At 64.0% G+C, this 14,449-nt stretch carries 11 protein-coding genes and 1 pseudogene; 6 read left to right on the top strand and 6 right to left on the bottom strand.

Annotation, left to right across the window (positions count from 1 at the left end):
- Positions 1 to 125 precede the first annotated feature (125 nt).
- The 3 genes from B7X90_RS14420 to B7X90_RS14410 all read left to right on the top strand — a co-directional run bounded on the left by B7X90_RS14420 (position 126) and on the right by B7X90_RS14410 (position 3,092).
- On the top strand, positions 126 to 1,595 hold the full coding sequence (locus B7X90_RS14420; protein WP_292625533.1) for a Mu transposase C-terminal domain-containing protein: 1,470 nt from the start codon (positions 126 to 128) through the stop codon (positions 1,593 to 1,595).
- Complete coding sequence (locus B7X90_RS14415) at positions 1,595 to 2,419, top strand: AAA family ATPase (RefSeq protein ID WP_292625531.1); 825 nt, start codon at positions 1,595 to 1,597, stop codon at positions 2,417 to 2,419. Before B7X90_RS14420 ends, B7X90_RS14415 begins: the two co-directional genes overlap by 1 nt.
- A 109-nt stretch (positions 2,420 to 2,528) precedes the next feature.
- The gene (locus tag B7X90_RS14410) at positions 2,529 to 3,092 is read left to right on the top strand and encodes a recombinase family protein (RefSeq protein WP_292625535.1); all 564 of its coding nucleotides are present in this window, start codon (positions 2,529 to 2,531) and stop codon (positions 3,090 to 3,092) included.
- Positions 3,093 to 3,282: 190 nt separating this feature from the next.
- Here the strand turns inward: B7X90_RS14410 and B7X90_RS14405 are convergent, their stop codons facing one another.
- From B7X90_RS14405 to B7X90_RS14380, 6 genes and pseudogenes are all read right to left on the bottom strand, one after another.
- Positions 3,283 to 3,681 carry a copper-binding protein gene (locus B7X90_RS14405; protein WP_292625529.1) on the bottom strand — a complete coding sequence of 133 codons (399 nt, stop codon included), beginning with the start codon at positions 3,679 to 3,681 and terminating at the stop codon, positions 3,283 to 3,285.
- Between the two features lie 11 nt (positions 3,682 to 3,692).
- A complete protein-coding gene (locus tag B7X90_RS14400) occupies positions 3,693 to 6,842 on the bottom strand; it encodes an efflux RND transporter permease subunit (protein WP_292625527.1) in 3,150 nt (1,049 codons plus the stop codon).
- Positions 6,839 to 8,317 (bottom strand): efflux RND transporter periplasmic adaptor subunit, encoded by a 1,479-nt coding sequence (locus tag B7X90_RS14395; RefSeq protein WP_292625525.1) that lies wholly within the window; start codon positions 8,315 to 8,317, stop codon positions 6,839 to 6,841. The genes B7X90_RS14400 and B7X90_RS14395 overlap by 4 nt, the downstream gene beginning before the upstream one ends.
- Positions 8,314 to 9,543: a TolC family protein gene (locus tag B7X90_RS14390; RefSeq protein ID WP_292625523.1), complete on the bottom strand. Its 1,230-nt coding sequence runs from the start codon at positions 9,541 to 9,543 to the stop codon at positions 8,314 to 8,316. The genes B7X90_RS14395 and B7X90_RS14390 overlap by 4 nt, the downstream gene beginning before the upstream one ends.
- Before the next feature lie 387 nt (positions 9,544 to 9,930).
- A complete protein-coding gene (locus B7X90_RS14385) occupies positions 9,931 to 10,287 on the bottom strand; it encodes a hypothetical protein (RefSeq protein ID WP_292625521.1) in 357 nt (118 codons plus the stop codon).
- A gap of 238 nt (positions 10,288 to 10,525) precedes the next feature.
- A pseudogene (locus B7X90_RS14380) lies at positions 10,526 to 10,606 on the bottom strand (integrase); the annotation flags it as partial.
- 396 nt (positions 10,607 to 11,002) lie between these two features.
- On the opposite strand from B7X90_RS14380, the gene B7X90_RS14375 reads away from it, so the two are divergent.
- From B7X90_RS14375 to B7X90_RS14365, 3 genes are all read left to right on the top strand, one after another.
- The gene (locus tag B7X90_RS14375) at positions 11,003 to 13,105 is read left to right on the top strand and encodes a TonB-dependent siderophore receptor (RefSeq protein WP_292625519.1); all 2,103 of its coding nucleotides are present in this window, start codon (positions 11,003 to 11,005) and stop codon (positions 13,103 to 13,105) included.
- Positions 13,106 to 13,694: 589 nt separating this feature from the next.
- A complete protein-coding gene (locus B7X90_RS14370; protein ID WP_047100482.1) occupies positions 13,695 to 13,979 on the top strand; it encodes a hypothetical protein in 285 nt (94 codons plus the stop codon).
- 20 nt (positions 13,980 to 13,999) lie between these two features.
- Positions 14,000 to 14,410, top strand: coding sequence for a periplasmic heavy metal sensor (locus B7X90_RS14365; RefSeq protein ID WP_047100384.1), 411 nt, complete (start codon positions 14,000 to 14,002; stop codon positions 14,408 to 14,410).
- The last annotated feature ends 39 nt before the right edge of the window (positions 14,411 to 14,449 follow it).

The raw sequence follows: 14,449 nt of genomic DNA, 5'->3' as shown, positions 1-14,449 counted from the left end.
GCCCCATCAATGCAAAAGATATAGTACCAGTCTTGTGAGACTCGGCCCAGCCCGGGATTGTGGCCCGCCCGGGGTGGGTCCGGCCTGTACGCTGAACGATCCTCTATCGGACGGGGTAGATCACCATGGCGGATGATCGAGGGCTGGAAATTGGAAGCGCCGAGGTCGCAAAGCGCATGGCCGTGTTGCGACCGCATCTCGTTGATGGCGTGCCACTGACGAGGGTGGCAGCCGATGCCGGCATCCCGATCCGCACCGCCCGGCGCTGGATCGCCCGTTACCGCGCCGATGGACCTGCCGGGCTCGTGCGTCCGCCGCGACCGGAAGCCGGTAAGCGCACCTTCCCAAAAGAGCTGGTCGAGCTGATCGAAGGCATGGCACTCCTGAAGCCGCCGCCATCGATCGCGACCATCCACCGACGCATCGCCGGCCTGGCCAGCGAGCGGGGATGGCGGGCACCATCCTACGGCAGCGTGCGTAGCATCGTGGGTGGGATCGATCCGGCTATGGCGACTCTGGCGCACGAGGGCGCAGCCGCGTTCCGCGACAAGTACGAGCTGGTCCATCGGCACCGGGCCGTCCGGCCCAACGCGACATGGCAGGCCGACCACACGCAGCTCGATATCCTGATCCTCGACGCCGACGGCAAAGAGGCCCGACCGTGGCTGACGACAGTTTTGGACGATCATTCGCGAGCGATCGCCGGCTACATGGTGATGCTGGGCGCACCGTCCGCGCTCAACACATCGCTCGCGCTCCGGCAGGCGATCTGGCGCAAGGCTGATCCGGCGTGGCCGGTGTGTGGCATCCCCGACGTGCTGCACGTCGATCACGGATCGGACTTCACCAGCCTCCACCTCGAACAGGCATCGGCCGACCTGCGCTTCCGTCTGATCTACTCGGGCGTTGCCCGACCACAGGGACGGGGCAAGATCGAACGACTGTTCCGCACCATCAATACTGAGCTACTACCCGAGCTGCCGGGAAATCTTCGCAACGGCAAGCCGGCCTCGCCGCCCCGCCTGTCGCTCGCAGAGCTGGACGCAGCGATCGGCGCCTACATCGTCTCGACCTACAATGCCCGTCCGCATCGCGCGATCGGCATTGCCCCGGTCGAGGCATGGCGCGGCGACGGGTGGTTGCCCCGGATGCCAGAGACGCTGGCCGAGTTGGACGCGCTGCTGGTCATGGTCGCCAAATCCCGCACGGTCCATCGCGACGGCATCCGCTTCGAGGGGCTGCGCTACTTTGATCCAACGCTCGCGGCGTATGTCGGGGAGCCTGTGACGATCCGCTACGATCCCCGCGACATGGGCGAAATACGGGTCTTCCATCGCAACGCCTTCCTGTGCCGGGCGGTGAGCGCCGACCATGCCGGCGACAGCATTACCCTCAAGGACATACAGGCCGCCCGCGTCGCGCACCGCCGTCGCCTGCGAAGCGAGATCGGCGAGCGGAAGGTCCGCATCGCCGACTTCTTCCCAGCCCTCGTCATTCGCCCGACTTTGCCGGTGACACCGGCTCCGCTGCCCAGCGCCGAAGTCGCACCTCGGCCCAAGGGGACGCGCCTGCGCACCTATAGCGAAGGTGATTGATGGGTACGGCGCGCGCCACCAGTTTTATCGCGACCCAAGAGCATCGGCGCTTTACCGAGTTCGCCGATGCCGTCCGTAAGCACCGCTATATCGGCCTGTGCCATGGACCCGCCGGGGTTGGGAAGACGCTCTCCGCCCGTCGCTACGCCCATTGGGACGTTGCCGCCGAAACCGTCGAGGCGTGGGGCAGGCGCGGGCCGGACGAGGCGAAGGTCAATGCCCACCTCGCCAGATCGCGAGCCGTCTTCTTCACGCCGACCGTCAGTTGCAGCCTGCGCGAGTTGCGACATGACGTGCCGGCGCTCATTGATCGCGCCGACATCTGCATCGACGATCACGTCCGCCCCTGCATCGAGGGCAAGTGCAAGATCATCGATCACACCACCCGCTACGTCGAACTGCTGATCGTGGACGAAGCGGAGCGGCTGACCACGACGGCGCTGGAGTGGCTGCGCGACCTGTTCGACCGCCGGGGGATCGGCCTTATCCTGATCGGCATGCCGGGGATCGACAAACGCATGTCGCGCTACCCGCAGCTCTTCAGCCGCGTAGGCTTCGCCCACCACTACCGGCCCTTGCAGGACCAGGAGCTGACGTTTGTGCTGACGCGGCGATGGCGCGACCTCGGGCTGTCACTGGATGATGCCGACTTCACCGACGCCCAAGCGGTCGCTGCGATCGTGCGCATGACCGGCGGCAACTTCCGCCTGCTTCACCGCCTGTTCGTTCAGATCGAGCGTATCCTGCGCCTCAACGAACTGACCGTCATCACCGAGGATGTGGTCGAAGTCGCCCGCAGCACGCTCGTTATCGGTGTCACTTAGCTCTGACAGAACCGTGCTATTCACCGCTGACATCTACAGGCTTTTCCAGCGCTGGCGGTGTCGCGGAAGTCTGTTGCTAAAGACAGGCATTTCGATGCACATTCGCGACATGCTTGTTGGCTACGCGCGCGTCTCCACTGACGATCAGGATTTACGGCTGCAACGCGCCGCGTTGAAGGACGCCGGGTGCCGCCGCACCTATGAAGAGAAGGTGTCGGGCGCGAAGCGTAATCGGCCCGAGTTGGCGCGGATGATGGACCAGCTCCGCGATGGCGACGTTGTGGTGGTGACGCGTCTCGATCGGCTTGCTCGATCGACAAAGGATCTTCTCGATATAGCCGCGAAACTGAATGAGGCCGGCGCTGGCCTGCGCTCGCTGGCTGAGCCGTGGGCGGACACAACCTCGCCCGCTGGCCGCATGGTGCTGACGGTGTTCGCCGGCATCGCCGAGTTTGAGCGCGAGCTGATCCACCAGCGCACTAGCAGCGGACGCGTCGCCGCGAAGGCGCGGGGCGTCCGGTTCGGTCGACCTCCCAAGCTGACGCCCGATCAGATCGCACTAGGCGAGCGCTTGGTCGGCGAGGGCACGTCCGTGCGCGAGGCGGCCAAGCTGCTCAAATGCCATCACTCTACGCTCTATCGTGCGCTCCCTCCGGGAATGGCCGATGCCTGACCTTGGCGAGCCGCCGTGCGAGGATGCAGGGCAGCAGATCCTTGAGGGCGGATGCCTCTGCGGCGCGATGCGCTACGTTCTCACGGCTCTGCCGCCTGTGCCAAGGCAGCGGCATCTGCATCTGTTCTCGATCGGACGATCGCCGTTCGCCGGCCGCGCCGCTATCTAGTAGACCACAGCGGATGCCCAGCTACTGCTTGGAAATCGCTGTCACTTCGCCGGCGCCGTCCTCCAGTTTCAGATCGAACGCTACTTTGTCGCCAACCTGAATGTTGTCGAGCAACGCCGGAGCGGCCTTGAACGCCATCGTCATCGCCGGCCAGTTCGCCTCGGCGATCGGACCATGGTCGAGCGTGATCGTGCCCGCCGCCTTGTCGATCGCCTTGACGGTGCCGCTGCCCTTCGCGGTCGTTGCGGCCGGCATCGCCATATTGCCCATCTCGCCCGACACGTTGCCCATGCCGGTCGCCTCGCCCGATGCCTCGGGTGTTGCGGCGTTCGTCGCGGTCGCATTGGTCTCGGCCTTCTCGCCGCAAGCGGCGAGCAGCAGCGCGAGCCCGAACGCAGTCATTGCAGATAGTGTCGTCATCGTCTTCTCCTTCAGGGTTGAGCGTTCTTGGAATAGGACTTCGCCTTCACCTCCCGCCGCCGCATCAGCAGATAGGCAGCGGGGATAACAAACATCGACAGCAACGGCGCAGTCAGCATGCCGCCGATCATCGGAGCAGCGATGCGGCTCATTACTTCGGAGCCTGCGCCGTGGCCGATCAGGATCGGCAGCAGACCGACTATGATCACTGCCACCGTCATTGCCTTGGGTCGCACCCGGAGCAGCGCACCCTCGTGAACCGCATTGTAGATTTCCTCTTCAGACGGGTTGGGCGGCTGCTCGGCGAGGGCGGAGCGGAGATAGATCAGCATTATCACGCCGAACTCGGCGGCGACGCCGGCAAGTGCGATAAACCCTACCGCCGTCGCAATCGATTGGTCGTATCCGAGTAGATAAAGCAGCCAAATACCGCCCGTGAGCGCGAACGGGAGCGTTGCCATGATCAACGCGGCTTCGTCCAAGCGGCGGAAGATTGCATAAAGCAACGCGAAAATGATCAGCAAAGTGGCCGGCACGACAATCTTCAGCCGCTCGGCCGCGCGCTGCATATATTCGAACTGGCCGGCATAGGCGATCGAGACACCTGGCGGCACCTTCACCTGATGCGCGACTGCCTTTTGAAGGTCGTTCACCACCGATCCAAGATCGCGGCCGCGCACATCGACATAGACCCAAGTCGAGGGCCGACCGTTCTCGGATTTGAGCATCGGCGGGCCTTCGGAGACGCCGAGTGTCGCGACCGAGCCCAACGTAATCTGCTGGCCCGAGGGCGTGAGGACGGGCAGCGTTTGCAAGTCCTCGACGCTGCTGCGCAGCCCGCGCGGATAGCGGACGCTGATCGGATAGCGCGCCAGTCCTTCGACCGTCGTGCCGATCGTTTCGCCACCGATCGCGCCCGAGACCATCGCCTGGACGTCGGCAATGTTGAGCCCATAGCGGGCGGCCGCGGCTCGATCGATGTCGATATTGATGTAGCGCCCGCCGGTCAGCCGCTCGGCAAAGGCGGACGACACACCGGGCACTGTCTTTGCGACCTGCTCCACCTGCTGTGCGACGCGGTCGAGCGCAGCCAAGTCGGCACCCGACACCTTGACACCGATCGGACTTTTGATTCCGGTTGCGAGCATATCGAGCCGGTTCCGAATGGGTGGCACCCAGACATTGGTCAGTCCAGGCACCCGGACCGTCCGGTCGAGTTCCCCCACGAGCTTCTCGGGAGTCATGCCCGGCCGCCACTGATCGCGCGGTTTGAACTGGATCGTTGTCTCGAACATCTCGATCGGCGCGGGATCGGTGGCGGTCTCGGCCCGGCCGGCTTTGCCGAACACGGTCGCGACCTCGGGCACCGTCTTGATCAAGCGGTCGGTGCGCTGGAGCAGTTTCGAGGCCTCGTCGACCGAGATGCCGGGAAGGGCCGACGGCATGTAGAGCAGGTCACCCTCATTCATCGCCGGGATAAACTCGCTGCCGAGTTGGCTCAAGGGCCAAGCGGTGCTGAGCAATACGAGGAGTGCCATGCCAAGCGTGGCTTTCGGGCGCGCGAGCACCCAATCGAGCGCGGGGCGATAAGCGCGGGTCAGGCCGCGATTGATGAAATTGTCCTGCTCAGCTGGGATTCGCCCCCGGATCAGCCAACCCATCAGCACCGGCACCAGTGTGATCGAGAGCATGGCGGCTGCCGCCATCGCATAGGTTTTGGTGAAGGCGAGCGGTGCGAACAGCCGTCCCTCTTCACCCTGAAGGGTGAAGACTGGAATGAACGACAGTGCGATAATCAGCAGGCTCACAAAGAGGGAGGGACCGACCTCGATCGCGGCCTCGGTTATGACGCTCCAGCGGTTGGCACCCTCAAGCTTCTGATCGGGATGATCATGCTCCCAGTGCTCTATGCGCTTGTGTGCATTCTCGATCATCACGATCGCGGCATCGACCATCGCGCCGATCGCGATCGCGATTCCGCCCAGTGACATGATGTTGGCGTTGAGGCCCTGGACTCGCATCACGATGAGCGCGGCAAACACGCCCAGCGGCAGAGTCAGGATCGCGACAAGCGCCGAGCGGACGTGCCAGAGGAACAGCGCGCAGACGATCGCGACGACCACGAACTCCTCGACCAGCTTGCTGGTCACGTTCTCGACCGCCCGGTCGATCAGCTGCGAACGATCATAGGTGGGGACGATCTCGACGCCCGGCGGCAGGCTGGATTTCAGCTCCGCCAGCTTCTCCTTGACCGCCTCGATCGTCGCGCGGGCGTTCTTGCCCGAGCGCATCACGATCACGCCGCCCGCGACCTCGCCCTGGCCGTTCAGCTCGGCGACGCCGCGCCGAATCTCCGGCCCCATCTGGATGGTGGCGACATTGCCGAGCGTGACCGGAATCCCGCCCGCCGCTGTCTTAAGCGGAATGGCCCGGAAATCGTCGAGTGAACCGAGATAGCCGCTCGCGCGCACCATGTAGTCGGCGCCGCCCATCTCGACGACCGAGCCGCCGGTTTCCTGGTTGGCGCGGCGGATTGCCTCGACCACCTCGCTGTAGGTGATCCCGTAGCCGGCGAGCTTCACCGGATCGAGGACGACCTGATATTCTTTGACCATGCCGCCGATGGTTGCGACCTCGGCCACACCGGGGATCGTCTTCAGCTCGAAGCGCAAGAACCAATCCTGCAGCGAGCGAAGCTGCGCGAGGTCGCGGCGTCCGGTTCGGTCGACCAGCGCATATTCGTAGATCCAGCCCACGCCCGTCGCGTCGGGACCAAGTGCGCTCTTCGCCCCCTCGGGTAGGCTCGCCTGCGCCTGGTTCAGATATTCGAGCACGCGCGAGCGCGCCCAGTAGAGGTCGGTTCCGTCCTCGAACAGGATATAGACATAGCTGTCGCCGAAGAACGAATAGCCGCGCACGATCTTGGCGCCTGGCACCGAGAGCATCGTCGTCGCGATCGGATAGGTGACCTGATCCTCGACGATCTGCGGCGCCTGCCCCGGATAGGTGGTGCGCACGATCACCTGGACGTCGGAAAGATCGGGCAGCGCGTCGACCGGCGTCGCGCGCAGCGCGAACAGGCCTGCGACGAGCAGAAGAAGCGCGCCGATAAGAACGAGGAAACGGTTGGCGACTGACCAGCGGATGACATGCGCGATCACTGGCCCGTCTCCTTGGCGATCGTACGCAGGATCGCGCCCTCCGACGTCTGGTCGAACGAGAAGCGGACGCGGTCGCCGCGCTTGAAACCGCGCATCAACGCGGGGTCGGCGGGACGGAACGTCATCGTCATTGCCGGCCATTTGAGGGCCGGGACGGCTCGATGTGCCATGGTGACGCCATCGGCCGCGATCTTCTCGATCGTGCCGCTAGTCTGATATCGGCCCTGCTTTGGGGCTGTCTTGGCGGGATCGGCCGCACCGGCTTCGCCGATCGACCGCGCCTCGACGCCGGCGAGATTCGCCTCCGAGTCGATCAGGAACTGCCCTGAAGCGACGACCTTTTCGCCTTCGGCAAGCCCCGCAAGGATTTCGGTCTGCCCGCCAGCGCTCGGGCCGACACGCACCTCGGCGGGTCGGAAGCGGCCACCCGGAAGGGCGAGCATGACGAGGTTGCGTGTGCCGGTTCGGATCACCGCTTCGCTCGGCACCAGAAGGGAGGAACGCTGCTGCCCACTGAACGATACAGTGGCGAACATTCCCGGGCGCAGCTTCCCCCCACGATTGGCGATCTCGACACGAGCCGTCAGAGTCCGGCTTTCGACATCTGCCTGGGGCAGGATCGCCGTAACACGCCCGGTGAACGTCTCCCCGGGAAAAGCTGTCAGCATCACTTGCGCTGGCGTGCCAGTCCGTATCTGTCCGGCCATTGCTTCCGGCACGGCCGCATTTACCCAGACCGTACCCAGGCCATTGACCTCGGCCAGTGTCTCGCCAGCGGACAAGGCCATGCCCCGGCGTACACCGAGCGTCTTGACCGCGCCCCCGACCGGTGTGCGGATCGTCGTGATGTTGTGGACGCGCCCGCTCCGGCTGATTGCGGCAACCTGTCCCGGCTCCATGCCGAGCAGGATCAGCCGCTGCCGCGCGGCGCGGGCCAGCTCCGTGTTTCCCGTTCGCTGGAGCGCTAGAAATTCCTGCTGCGCGCCGCCCCATTCGGGAACCAGCACATCAGCGATCGGGGCGCCCGCTCGAACGATATCATTCGGCGCAAGCCCATAGACGCGCTCGACAAACCCGCCGGAGCGGGCCTGAACGATCGCAACCTCCCGTTCATTGTAGGCAACGATGCCAGTGGCGGTAACGCCTGAGGGAAGCGTGCCATACTTCGCCTCGACGATCCGCGCGCCGAGATTTTGCACCTCGCGCGGATCGATCGTCACGCCGGGCGCGCTTGCTGCTCCATCATCGGCATATTTGGGAATGAGCTTCATTCCCATTGAGGAGAGACCTGGCCCCTCGTGACGCTCGGCCGGGATCATCGGGTCGTACCAGTAGAGAATCTTGCGATCGGATCCCGATGCATTGGCGCTCTCGTCCGCGGGCTTTATCAGCAAATAGCCGCCGATGCTGGCGGCGAGCGCGAGTGCGGCAATGCCAGCGCCGATTCTGGCGCGGCGGCTTTTGACGATCGTCATTGGGAGTCCTTCCCGTAAGTCAGATTGATGCGGATGCCGTCGCGTACAACCGCTGCTTCGCGGTCGAGCTCGTCAATCTCGGCTTCGGCAACAGCGACGGTGGTGCTGAGGGCTGTTCCAAGATCTATTCGGCCTGCAGCATAGCTCGCCTGGTCGAGCTTTGCCCGCTGCACAGCCAAGGGAACCAGCGTCTGCGTCGCCCGCATGTAGCGTTCATGATGGGAACGGTGTTCGGCGAGATATGTCTGTAGCTTGGCCCGAAGTTCGCGCTCGGCCGCCTCTCGCTCGAGCCTTGCACTGTTCGCCTGCTCCATGCGCGCCGCGATGATCGGGTCCTGCCGGTGCTTGGAGAAGAGCGGCAGGCCAATCGAGACCCCGACCGACACCATGTCGGAGAAATTAGGCTCCCGTTTGCTATAGCCTAGGCTAACCGACCAGTCGGGCCGCTTCTCGGCGCGCGCGAGCCGCACATCGGCCTCGGCCTGCGCTGTTGCGGCATCGAGCGTTTGAAGCGTTGGCAGGGCGCCTATCGCTGCGATCAGGCGGTTGGGATCGATCGCCCAGTTGGGAGGATCGCCCGTCGCACTGGGATCCGGATCGCCGGTCCAGCGCGAGAGCTCCGCCTTGGCCTTCGCGACCTCGGCCTCAAGATCATTGCGCCGATCCGCGACGCTCGCCTTGAGCTGGCGCGGCTCAAGCCCCTGCGAAGGCCGCGCGCTGCCTGCCGCGATCCGCGCCGCCACCGTATCCGCAATGTCGTCGATGCTCTTGTCGAGCATGTCGAGGATCGCGAGGCGCCGCTCGGCGAAATAAAGATCGACCCACGCCAGTGCCGTCGCCGTGCGGACATCACGGGCTTCGACCGCAGCGTTCGCCTCTGCTGCAGTTATATCCGCCTCCGCACGGCCAAGTCGGGCATGACGCTTGGCGAGATTGGGAATGTCCTGGCTGATCCCGATGGTCTTCATCGTCATGAAGTCGCGCCCCAGCGAAAACGCTTCAGCGCCCGTGACCGGCACATTCTGCAGGGACAGGTCTAGCTTGGGATCCGGCAAGGCATCGGCCGCGTCGGCAGCGGATCGGGCTGCGCGCACGTTGGCGTCGCGTGCGGCAATGCTGGGCGCGGTCGCTCGCGCCCGCTCAAGTGCCTCCTGAAACGTGAGCGGCGACGCACTTGCCTCCGCCGCGACGCACGCCACAGCGAGAATTAGCAACCATCTTTTCATGGCGAGCCCTGTCAATAATCAGGTGTCGAGGCTGGCCCGCGCTTCGGTTGTTCTGATGCGCAACGCTTCACCAGACGCGTTCCGCTTCGTGGTCCGGGAAGCTGGACAAGCTTATAGCGGACGCGACCATAGCATCGGACGCTCGCGGGTGGAGCCTTGATCTTAACCCAGCGAACAGTTCCTCGCGGACCTGGCGTCTGGACGAGTTGATATTCGGCCGTGTTCGGCTTTGTTGCTTCCGCAGGCGCGGAATCGCTAGCGAGCGCCGCGCCGAACGCGGCGACAGTAATAATCCACATGATTCTTGTCCTGATCTCAGTGATAATCTACGCCGCCGGCAATGCTCGCAATCGTCTATCCGGCTCGAGTCCGTGCGCGGCGGCAGCTTTAGATCAGGTGGTTTGGCGGAGGAGGTTCGGGTCCGAGATTTTGACCGGCGAGAGGAGCGACCCGCTCGGCGATTGGCCTAGAAGCGGACGCATCGGTTGCGCCCAATGAACTAGCGAGGGCGGCAGCCGTAAAAAGCGGCGCGGCCCCGAGCATGGCCGCGATGCAGTCGGCCTTCGTACAGCCGCATGGCTTGTCCGGCGCCTTATGATCCATCTTTTCCATGCAATCAGGCATTGCCGCTATCGCTGCCGCGACCTTGGCATCGGCGTCGGGTGCGAGCGCGCGGGCTGGCGTCTGCGCCGCAAGGCCCAGCACCGCGCCGATCAGCAGCAAGAGGAAAGCGAGCCGCTTCATTGATATGGATTCTACTATACTTGCACCAGTCAGGCAACGGCCTGTCCCGGATCATGTCGCGCGATGATGTGCGAAGATCTTCCGGCCATTTGGGCCAAATGCAATCACGTTATAGGCCTGCGCGCGCATGGCCGAAGCGTTCTATAGCGTCGGGGTGATCGACAAGGCCACCATGCGCCATTTCGATGAAAGCTGCCTGACCACGCCCCCCGCAATTGCCCCGGCTGAAATCAAGCGGCTGCGCGAACGAATAGACCATGAGCCCAATCAACGCCCGATCACGCAACCCCGCCTGGGTGGTCACGTCGATCGCGTCAACAGCCGCCGGGCTTGAGAGCCGGCGTGTGCTCGCAACGACCCAGACAAGCGCACCTGGCAAACCGTGCGGTATATCTGAGCTGCCCAAAGCCGGCTCAGCGTCCGTCCGCTTCAGAAGCAGCAATACGCCACCTAATCTGGTGAGCGACGGCAGGGGTTGCTCACCGACCTGGCGGCACACCGCATAACGGCGCAGCAGGCGCACCACGATCCGTTCGGTGTCCCCAACTTCGGGGTCGATGCGCACCATCATCGTCATCGCTCATCCTCGCCAGATCATTATGCTATTGCAATGCACTCGCATCCTCCATAGGGCGCAGTCAACGAGTGAGAGCGATTCGCAAAAGGGGGTGAAATGAGGAGAAGTGGATTAAGCGGTGCGCTAGGCCTTGGATTGATGGCCGTGCCCGCGGCGGCCCAGGATCAGCCAGCCATCCAGGCTACGGACGCCCGCCAAACAATCATCGTCACCGGCGTCCGGGGCGGCTACCAAGTCGATGCGACCAGCACCGCCACCCGCACACCGACCAGTCTCAAGGACGTTCCACAGGCAGCGTCGATCATCACCGAGGCGCAGATTGACGATCAGGCGATGCGCTCGATCGCCGACGTGCTTCGCTATGTACCCGGCGCGGTGATCTCTCAAGGCGAAGGCCACCGCGATCAGATCATCCTGCGCGGTAACAACAGCACCGCGGATTTCTTCGTCGATGGCCTGCGTGACGACGTGCAATATTACCGCGGCCTCTACAACGCAGAGCGGATCGAGGTTCTGAAAGGCCCCAACGCGATGATCTTCGGGCGCGGCGGTGGGGGCGGGATCGTCAACCGCGTCACCAAGCGCCCGGGTGCCAACGCCTTCATCAGCAGCAGCGGCTCGGCGGACACATATGGCGCATGGTATGTCGATACCGACATCAATCAGCCGATCAGTGGGTCCGCCTCCGCTCGGCTGAACGCCGTTTACGAGGAGTTCAGCAGCAACCGCGACTTCTACGACGGACGCCGGTTTGCGATCAATCCCACCGTCGCGCTCTCACTTGGCGCCACCACCCGGATAGACCTGGGCTTCGAATACAATAATGACAAGCGCACGATCGATCGGGGCGTCCCCTCAGCTACGCAAGGCTCTCTGACGAGCCCCTCCCGCCCCCTCACCGGCTTCCGCGACACCTTCTTCGGTGTGCCGGGGTTCAACGTCAGCGATTTCGAGGCCAAGGTTCTGAGCGGGCGCATCGAGCATCGGTTCGGCGACAACCTGATTCTGACAAGTCGGGTCCTGTATGGCGACTATGACAAGCTCTATCGAAATGCCTTCGCGGTAACCCCGGTCACCCTGCGCGGGGGCGTCCAGAGCGTCGGCCTTGAAGCCTATAGCGATCCCACGACGCGCAAAAACCTGCTCAACCAGAACGATCTCGTCTGGACGGTTACGACCGGACCCGTTCGCCATGTGCTGCTCGCCGGCTTCGAATATGGCGATCAGCGCACGCGCAACCAGCGGATCAATGGCTTTTTCGGAAGCGGCGATATCGTGAACGGGGGCCGGCGCGTCTTTGTGGGGTTGGCCGACCGAATAACCGTGCCGCCGGTCACGCTGCGCACCACCGCCACTACCGGCTACCGGTCGATCCGGACAAACGCTGACGCCACTGCCTTCTATGTGCAGGACCAGGTCTCGATCGGCGAGCATGTCGATGTCATCGGCGGCGTTCGCCGCGACCGCTTCAAGCTCAGAGTCGACGACTTGGTCGCTGGGCAGAGCTATAGCCGGACGGACACTCTCTGGTCTCCCCGTCTAGGCGTGGTGCTGAAGCCGGCGCAACCCGTATCGATCTACGCCAGCTATAGCCGGTCCTTCCTGCCCCAGTCCGGTGATCAGTTTTCATCGCTCGACATAACAAGCGCCGCGCTGGAGCCGGAGAAGTTCGACAATTACGAACTTGGCCTCAAATGGGATATTCTGCCAACGCTTAACCTGACCGCTGCCGTCTACCGGCTCGACCGCACCAACACCCGCGCGACCGACCCCAACGACGCCACGCGGACGGTGCTTACGGGCGCGCAGCGCAGCAAAGGGCTCGAGATCGGCCTCAGCGGCGCGATCACACCCCAATGGCAGGTCAGTGCCGGCTATGCGCTGCAGGACGCGAAGATTCGACAGACGACGAGCGCGGCCCCTGCCGGCCGCGAGGTACCGCTTGTGCCCAAGCAGCAGGCCTCGCTCTGGACCCGCTACGATTTTACCCCCCGCTTGGGGGCCGGGGTCGGTGTCTACCGCCAGTCCAAAAGCTTCACCTCCGTCAGCAATACCGCCGTCCTGCCTGCGTTCACCCGCGTCGATGCCGCCGCATTCTTCAAACTCACCCCCCGTATCGAGGCGCAAATCAACGTCGAGAACCTCCTCAACAGCAACTATTTCTCGTCCGCCTACAACGACAACAACATCATGCCCGGTGCGCCAACGACGGCGCGAGCGACGGTTAGAATGAGCTTTTAGACAAGGGCTTTTCCTTTGGTGCTGGATGCTTTCACCACAGTCGTTCAGCACGCGCTAAACCGCCTCCTCGGTGGGGTCCAGACACAGACATGCCCCTCCATTTCCTCCAGAAGACGATAGTGTCGATCTATCGCCGCTGCCCGTTCTTGGACCATTCCGCTTGCCGTCGCCCAACTCCTGCGGACAGCGGAATGGTCATGTGCCGCTGCCCGGCTCACGAGCAATATCGGCGCCTTGTTGCCAATCGCGCTATCTGGTCGCGACAAACATCGACATATGCACGGCCATGCCGTTGCCCGCAGCCGCCACGCACATAACATAATAGTAGCCGCCTCGCCATGACCTGGCGAACACCATGGTTGCCGCCGTAGCTGCGCTCTGCCTGCCAACAAAGGTGAAACAGGGAATTTTGAAACAGCGGGACGCGTGGATTGCCGGCCTGCGTGCGAGCTGTGAACGATTGGACGCAATGGAAGAGTGCGCCGCCGCGCCCGGGGGGAGGGGCCGCTTCGTGACATTCGTTCACGTCGGATTCGAGGGGTGTTCGCCGGCCGTGCGTATTGGATGTGAGCACGACGGAGGAATGAACATGGATATGGATTTAGACAGCGCGTTGCGCCGCCTTGCCGAGCAGCCGCTTCATCCCCGGCTCGCTGAACTGGAAGGCGATGTCATGCGGTTGATCGCGGCGGAGCAGCGCGCGGGCGGCGGGGTGACGCTGCGGTCCGGCATGCTGGCGGCGGTAGGCGCGGTCGCCTTGGGAGTAATGGGCGGCGGATTGTCGTCCGCAGCGGCGACTGCGCAGGTGCCGACGCTAACACCCTTCGGGCCTGCCACGCCGTTGGCGCCTTCGACCTTGCTTGCGTTCCAGTGACGAGCGGCGCCCGGCGAACGATGCTGATCGCGTTCGTGGCGGCGGTCGCAGGCGTGTGGGCTGGACGCGAGATGTTCCCATCGCCACCGAGCCCGGGCGTGGAGCTTCACAGCTTGCTCCACGACGGGCTCGGGTTGGACGAGGCTCAACGGACCAAGCTCGAGACGCTGGAGTCCCGCTTCGCCGTTCGAAGGCGTGCCTTGGAGCTGGAACTCAGGGCCGACAACGCGCGGCTCGCCGACGCCATCGAAGTCGAGCATGGCAATGGGCCGCAGGTCGCGGCGGCCGTCGATCGTTCGCACGGCGCGATGGGCGAGCTCCAGAAGGAGACGTTGAACCATATGTTCGCGATGCGGCAGATCCTGCGGCCCGACCAGGCGAGGACGTTCGACCGCGCGGTGGTGAAGGCGCTGACCGCAGACGCGCGGTGAGTCTTGAACTTTCGGCCTGCACGGACGGCGAACTCGCCG

The organism is Novosphingobium sp. 17-62-19 (assembly GCF_002256775.1).
Classification (GTDB): Bacteria; Pseudomonadota; Alphaproteobacteria; order Sphingomonadales; family Sphingomonadaceae; genus Novosphingobium.
Note: the sequence above shows the minus strand (reverse complement) of the source record. Positions and strands in the feature narration are given on the sequence as shown.

What these genes read in the sequence shown, in the direction of transcription:
- B7X90_RS14420 (WP_292625533.1), top strand. Translation starts at nt 126, where the DNA reads ATGGCGGATGATCGAGGGCTGGAAATTGGAAGCGCCGAGGTCGCAAAG.
- B7X90_RS14415 (WP_292625531.1), top strand. Translation starts at nt 1,595, where the DNA reads ATGGGTACGGCGCGCGCCACCAGTTTTATCGCGACCCAAGAGCATCGG.
- B7X90_RS14410 (WP_292625535.1), top strand. Translation starts at nt 2,529, where the DNA reads ATGCTTGTTGGCTACGCGCGCGTCTCCACTGACGATCAGGATTTACGG.
- B7X90_RS14405 (WP_292625529.1), bottom strand. Translation starts at nt 3,681, where the DNA reads ATGACGACACTATCTGCAATGACTGCGTTCGGGCTCGCGCTGCTGCTC.
- B7X90_RS14395 (WP_292625525.1), bottom strand. Translation starts at nt 8,317, where the DNA reads ATGACGATCGTCAAAAGCCGCCGCGCCAGAATCGGCGCTGGCATTGCC.
- B7X90_RS14390 (WP_292625523.1), bottom strand. Translation starts at nt 9,543, where the DNA reads ATGAAAAGATGGTTGCTAATTCTCGCTGTGGCGTGCGTCGCGGCGGAG.
- B7X90_RS14385 (WP_292625521.1), bottom strand. Translation starts at nt 10,287, where the DNA reads ATGAAGCGGCTCGCTTTCCTCTTGCTGCTGATCGGCGCGGTGCTGGGC.
- B7X90_RS14375 (WP_292625519.1), top strand. Translation starts at nt 11,003, where the DNA reads ATGGCCGTGCCCGCGGCGGCCCAGGATCAGCCAGCCATCCAGGCTACG.
- B7X90_RS14370 (WP_047100482.1), top strand. Translation starts at nt 13,695, where the DNA reads ATGGATATGGATTTAGACAGCGCGTTGCGCCGCCTTGCCGAGCAGCCG.
- B7X90_RS14365 (WP_047100384.1), top strand. Translation starts at nt 14,000, where the DNA reads ATGCTGATCGCGTTCGTGGCGGCGGTCGCAGGCGTGTGGGCTGGACGC.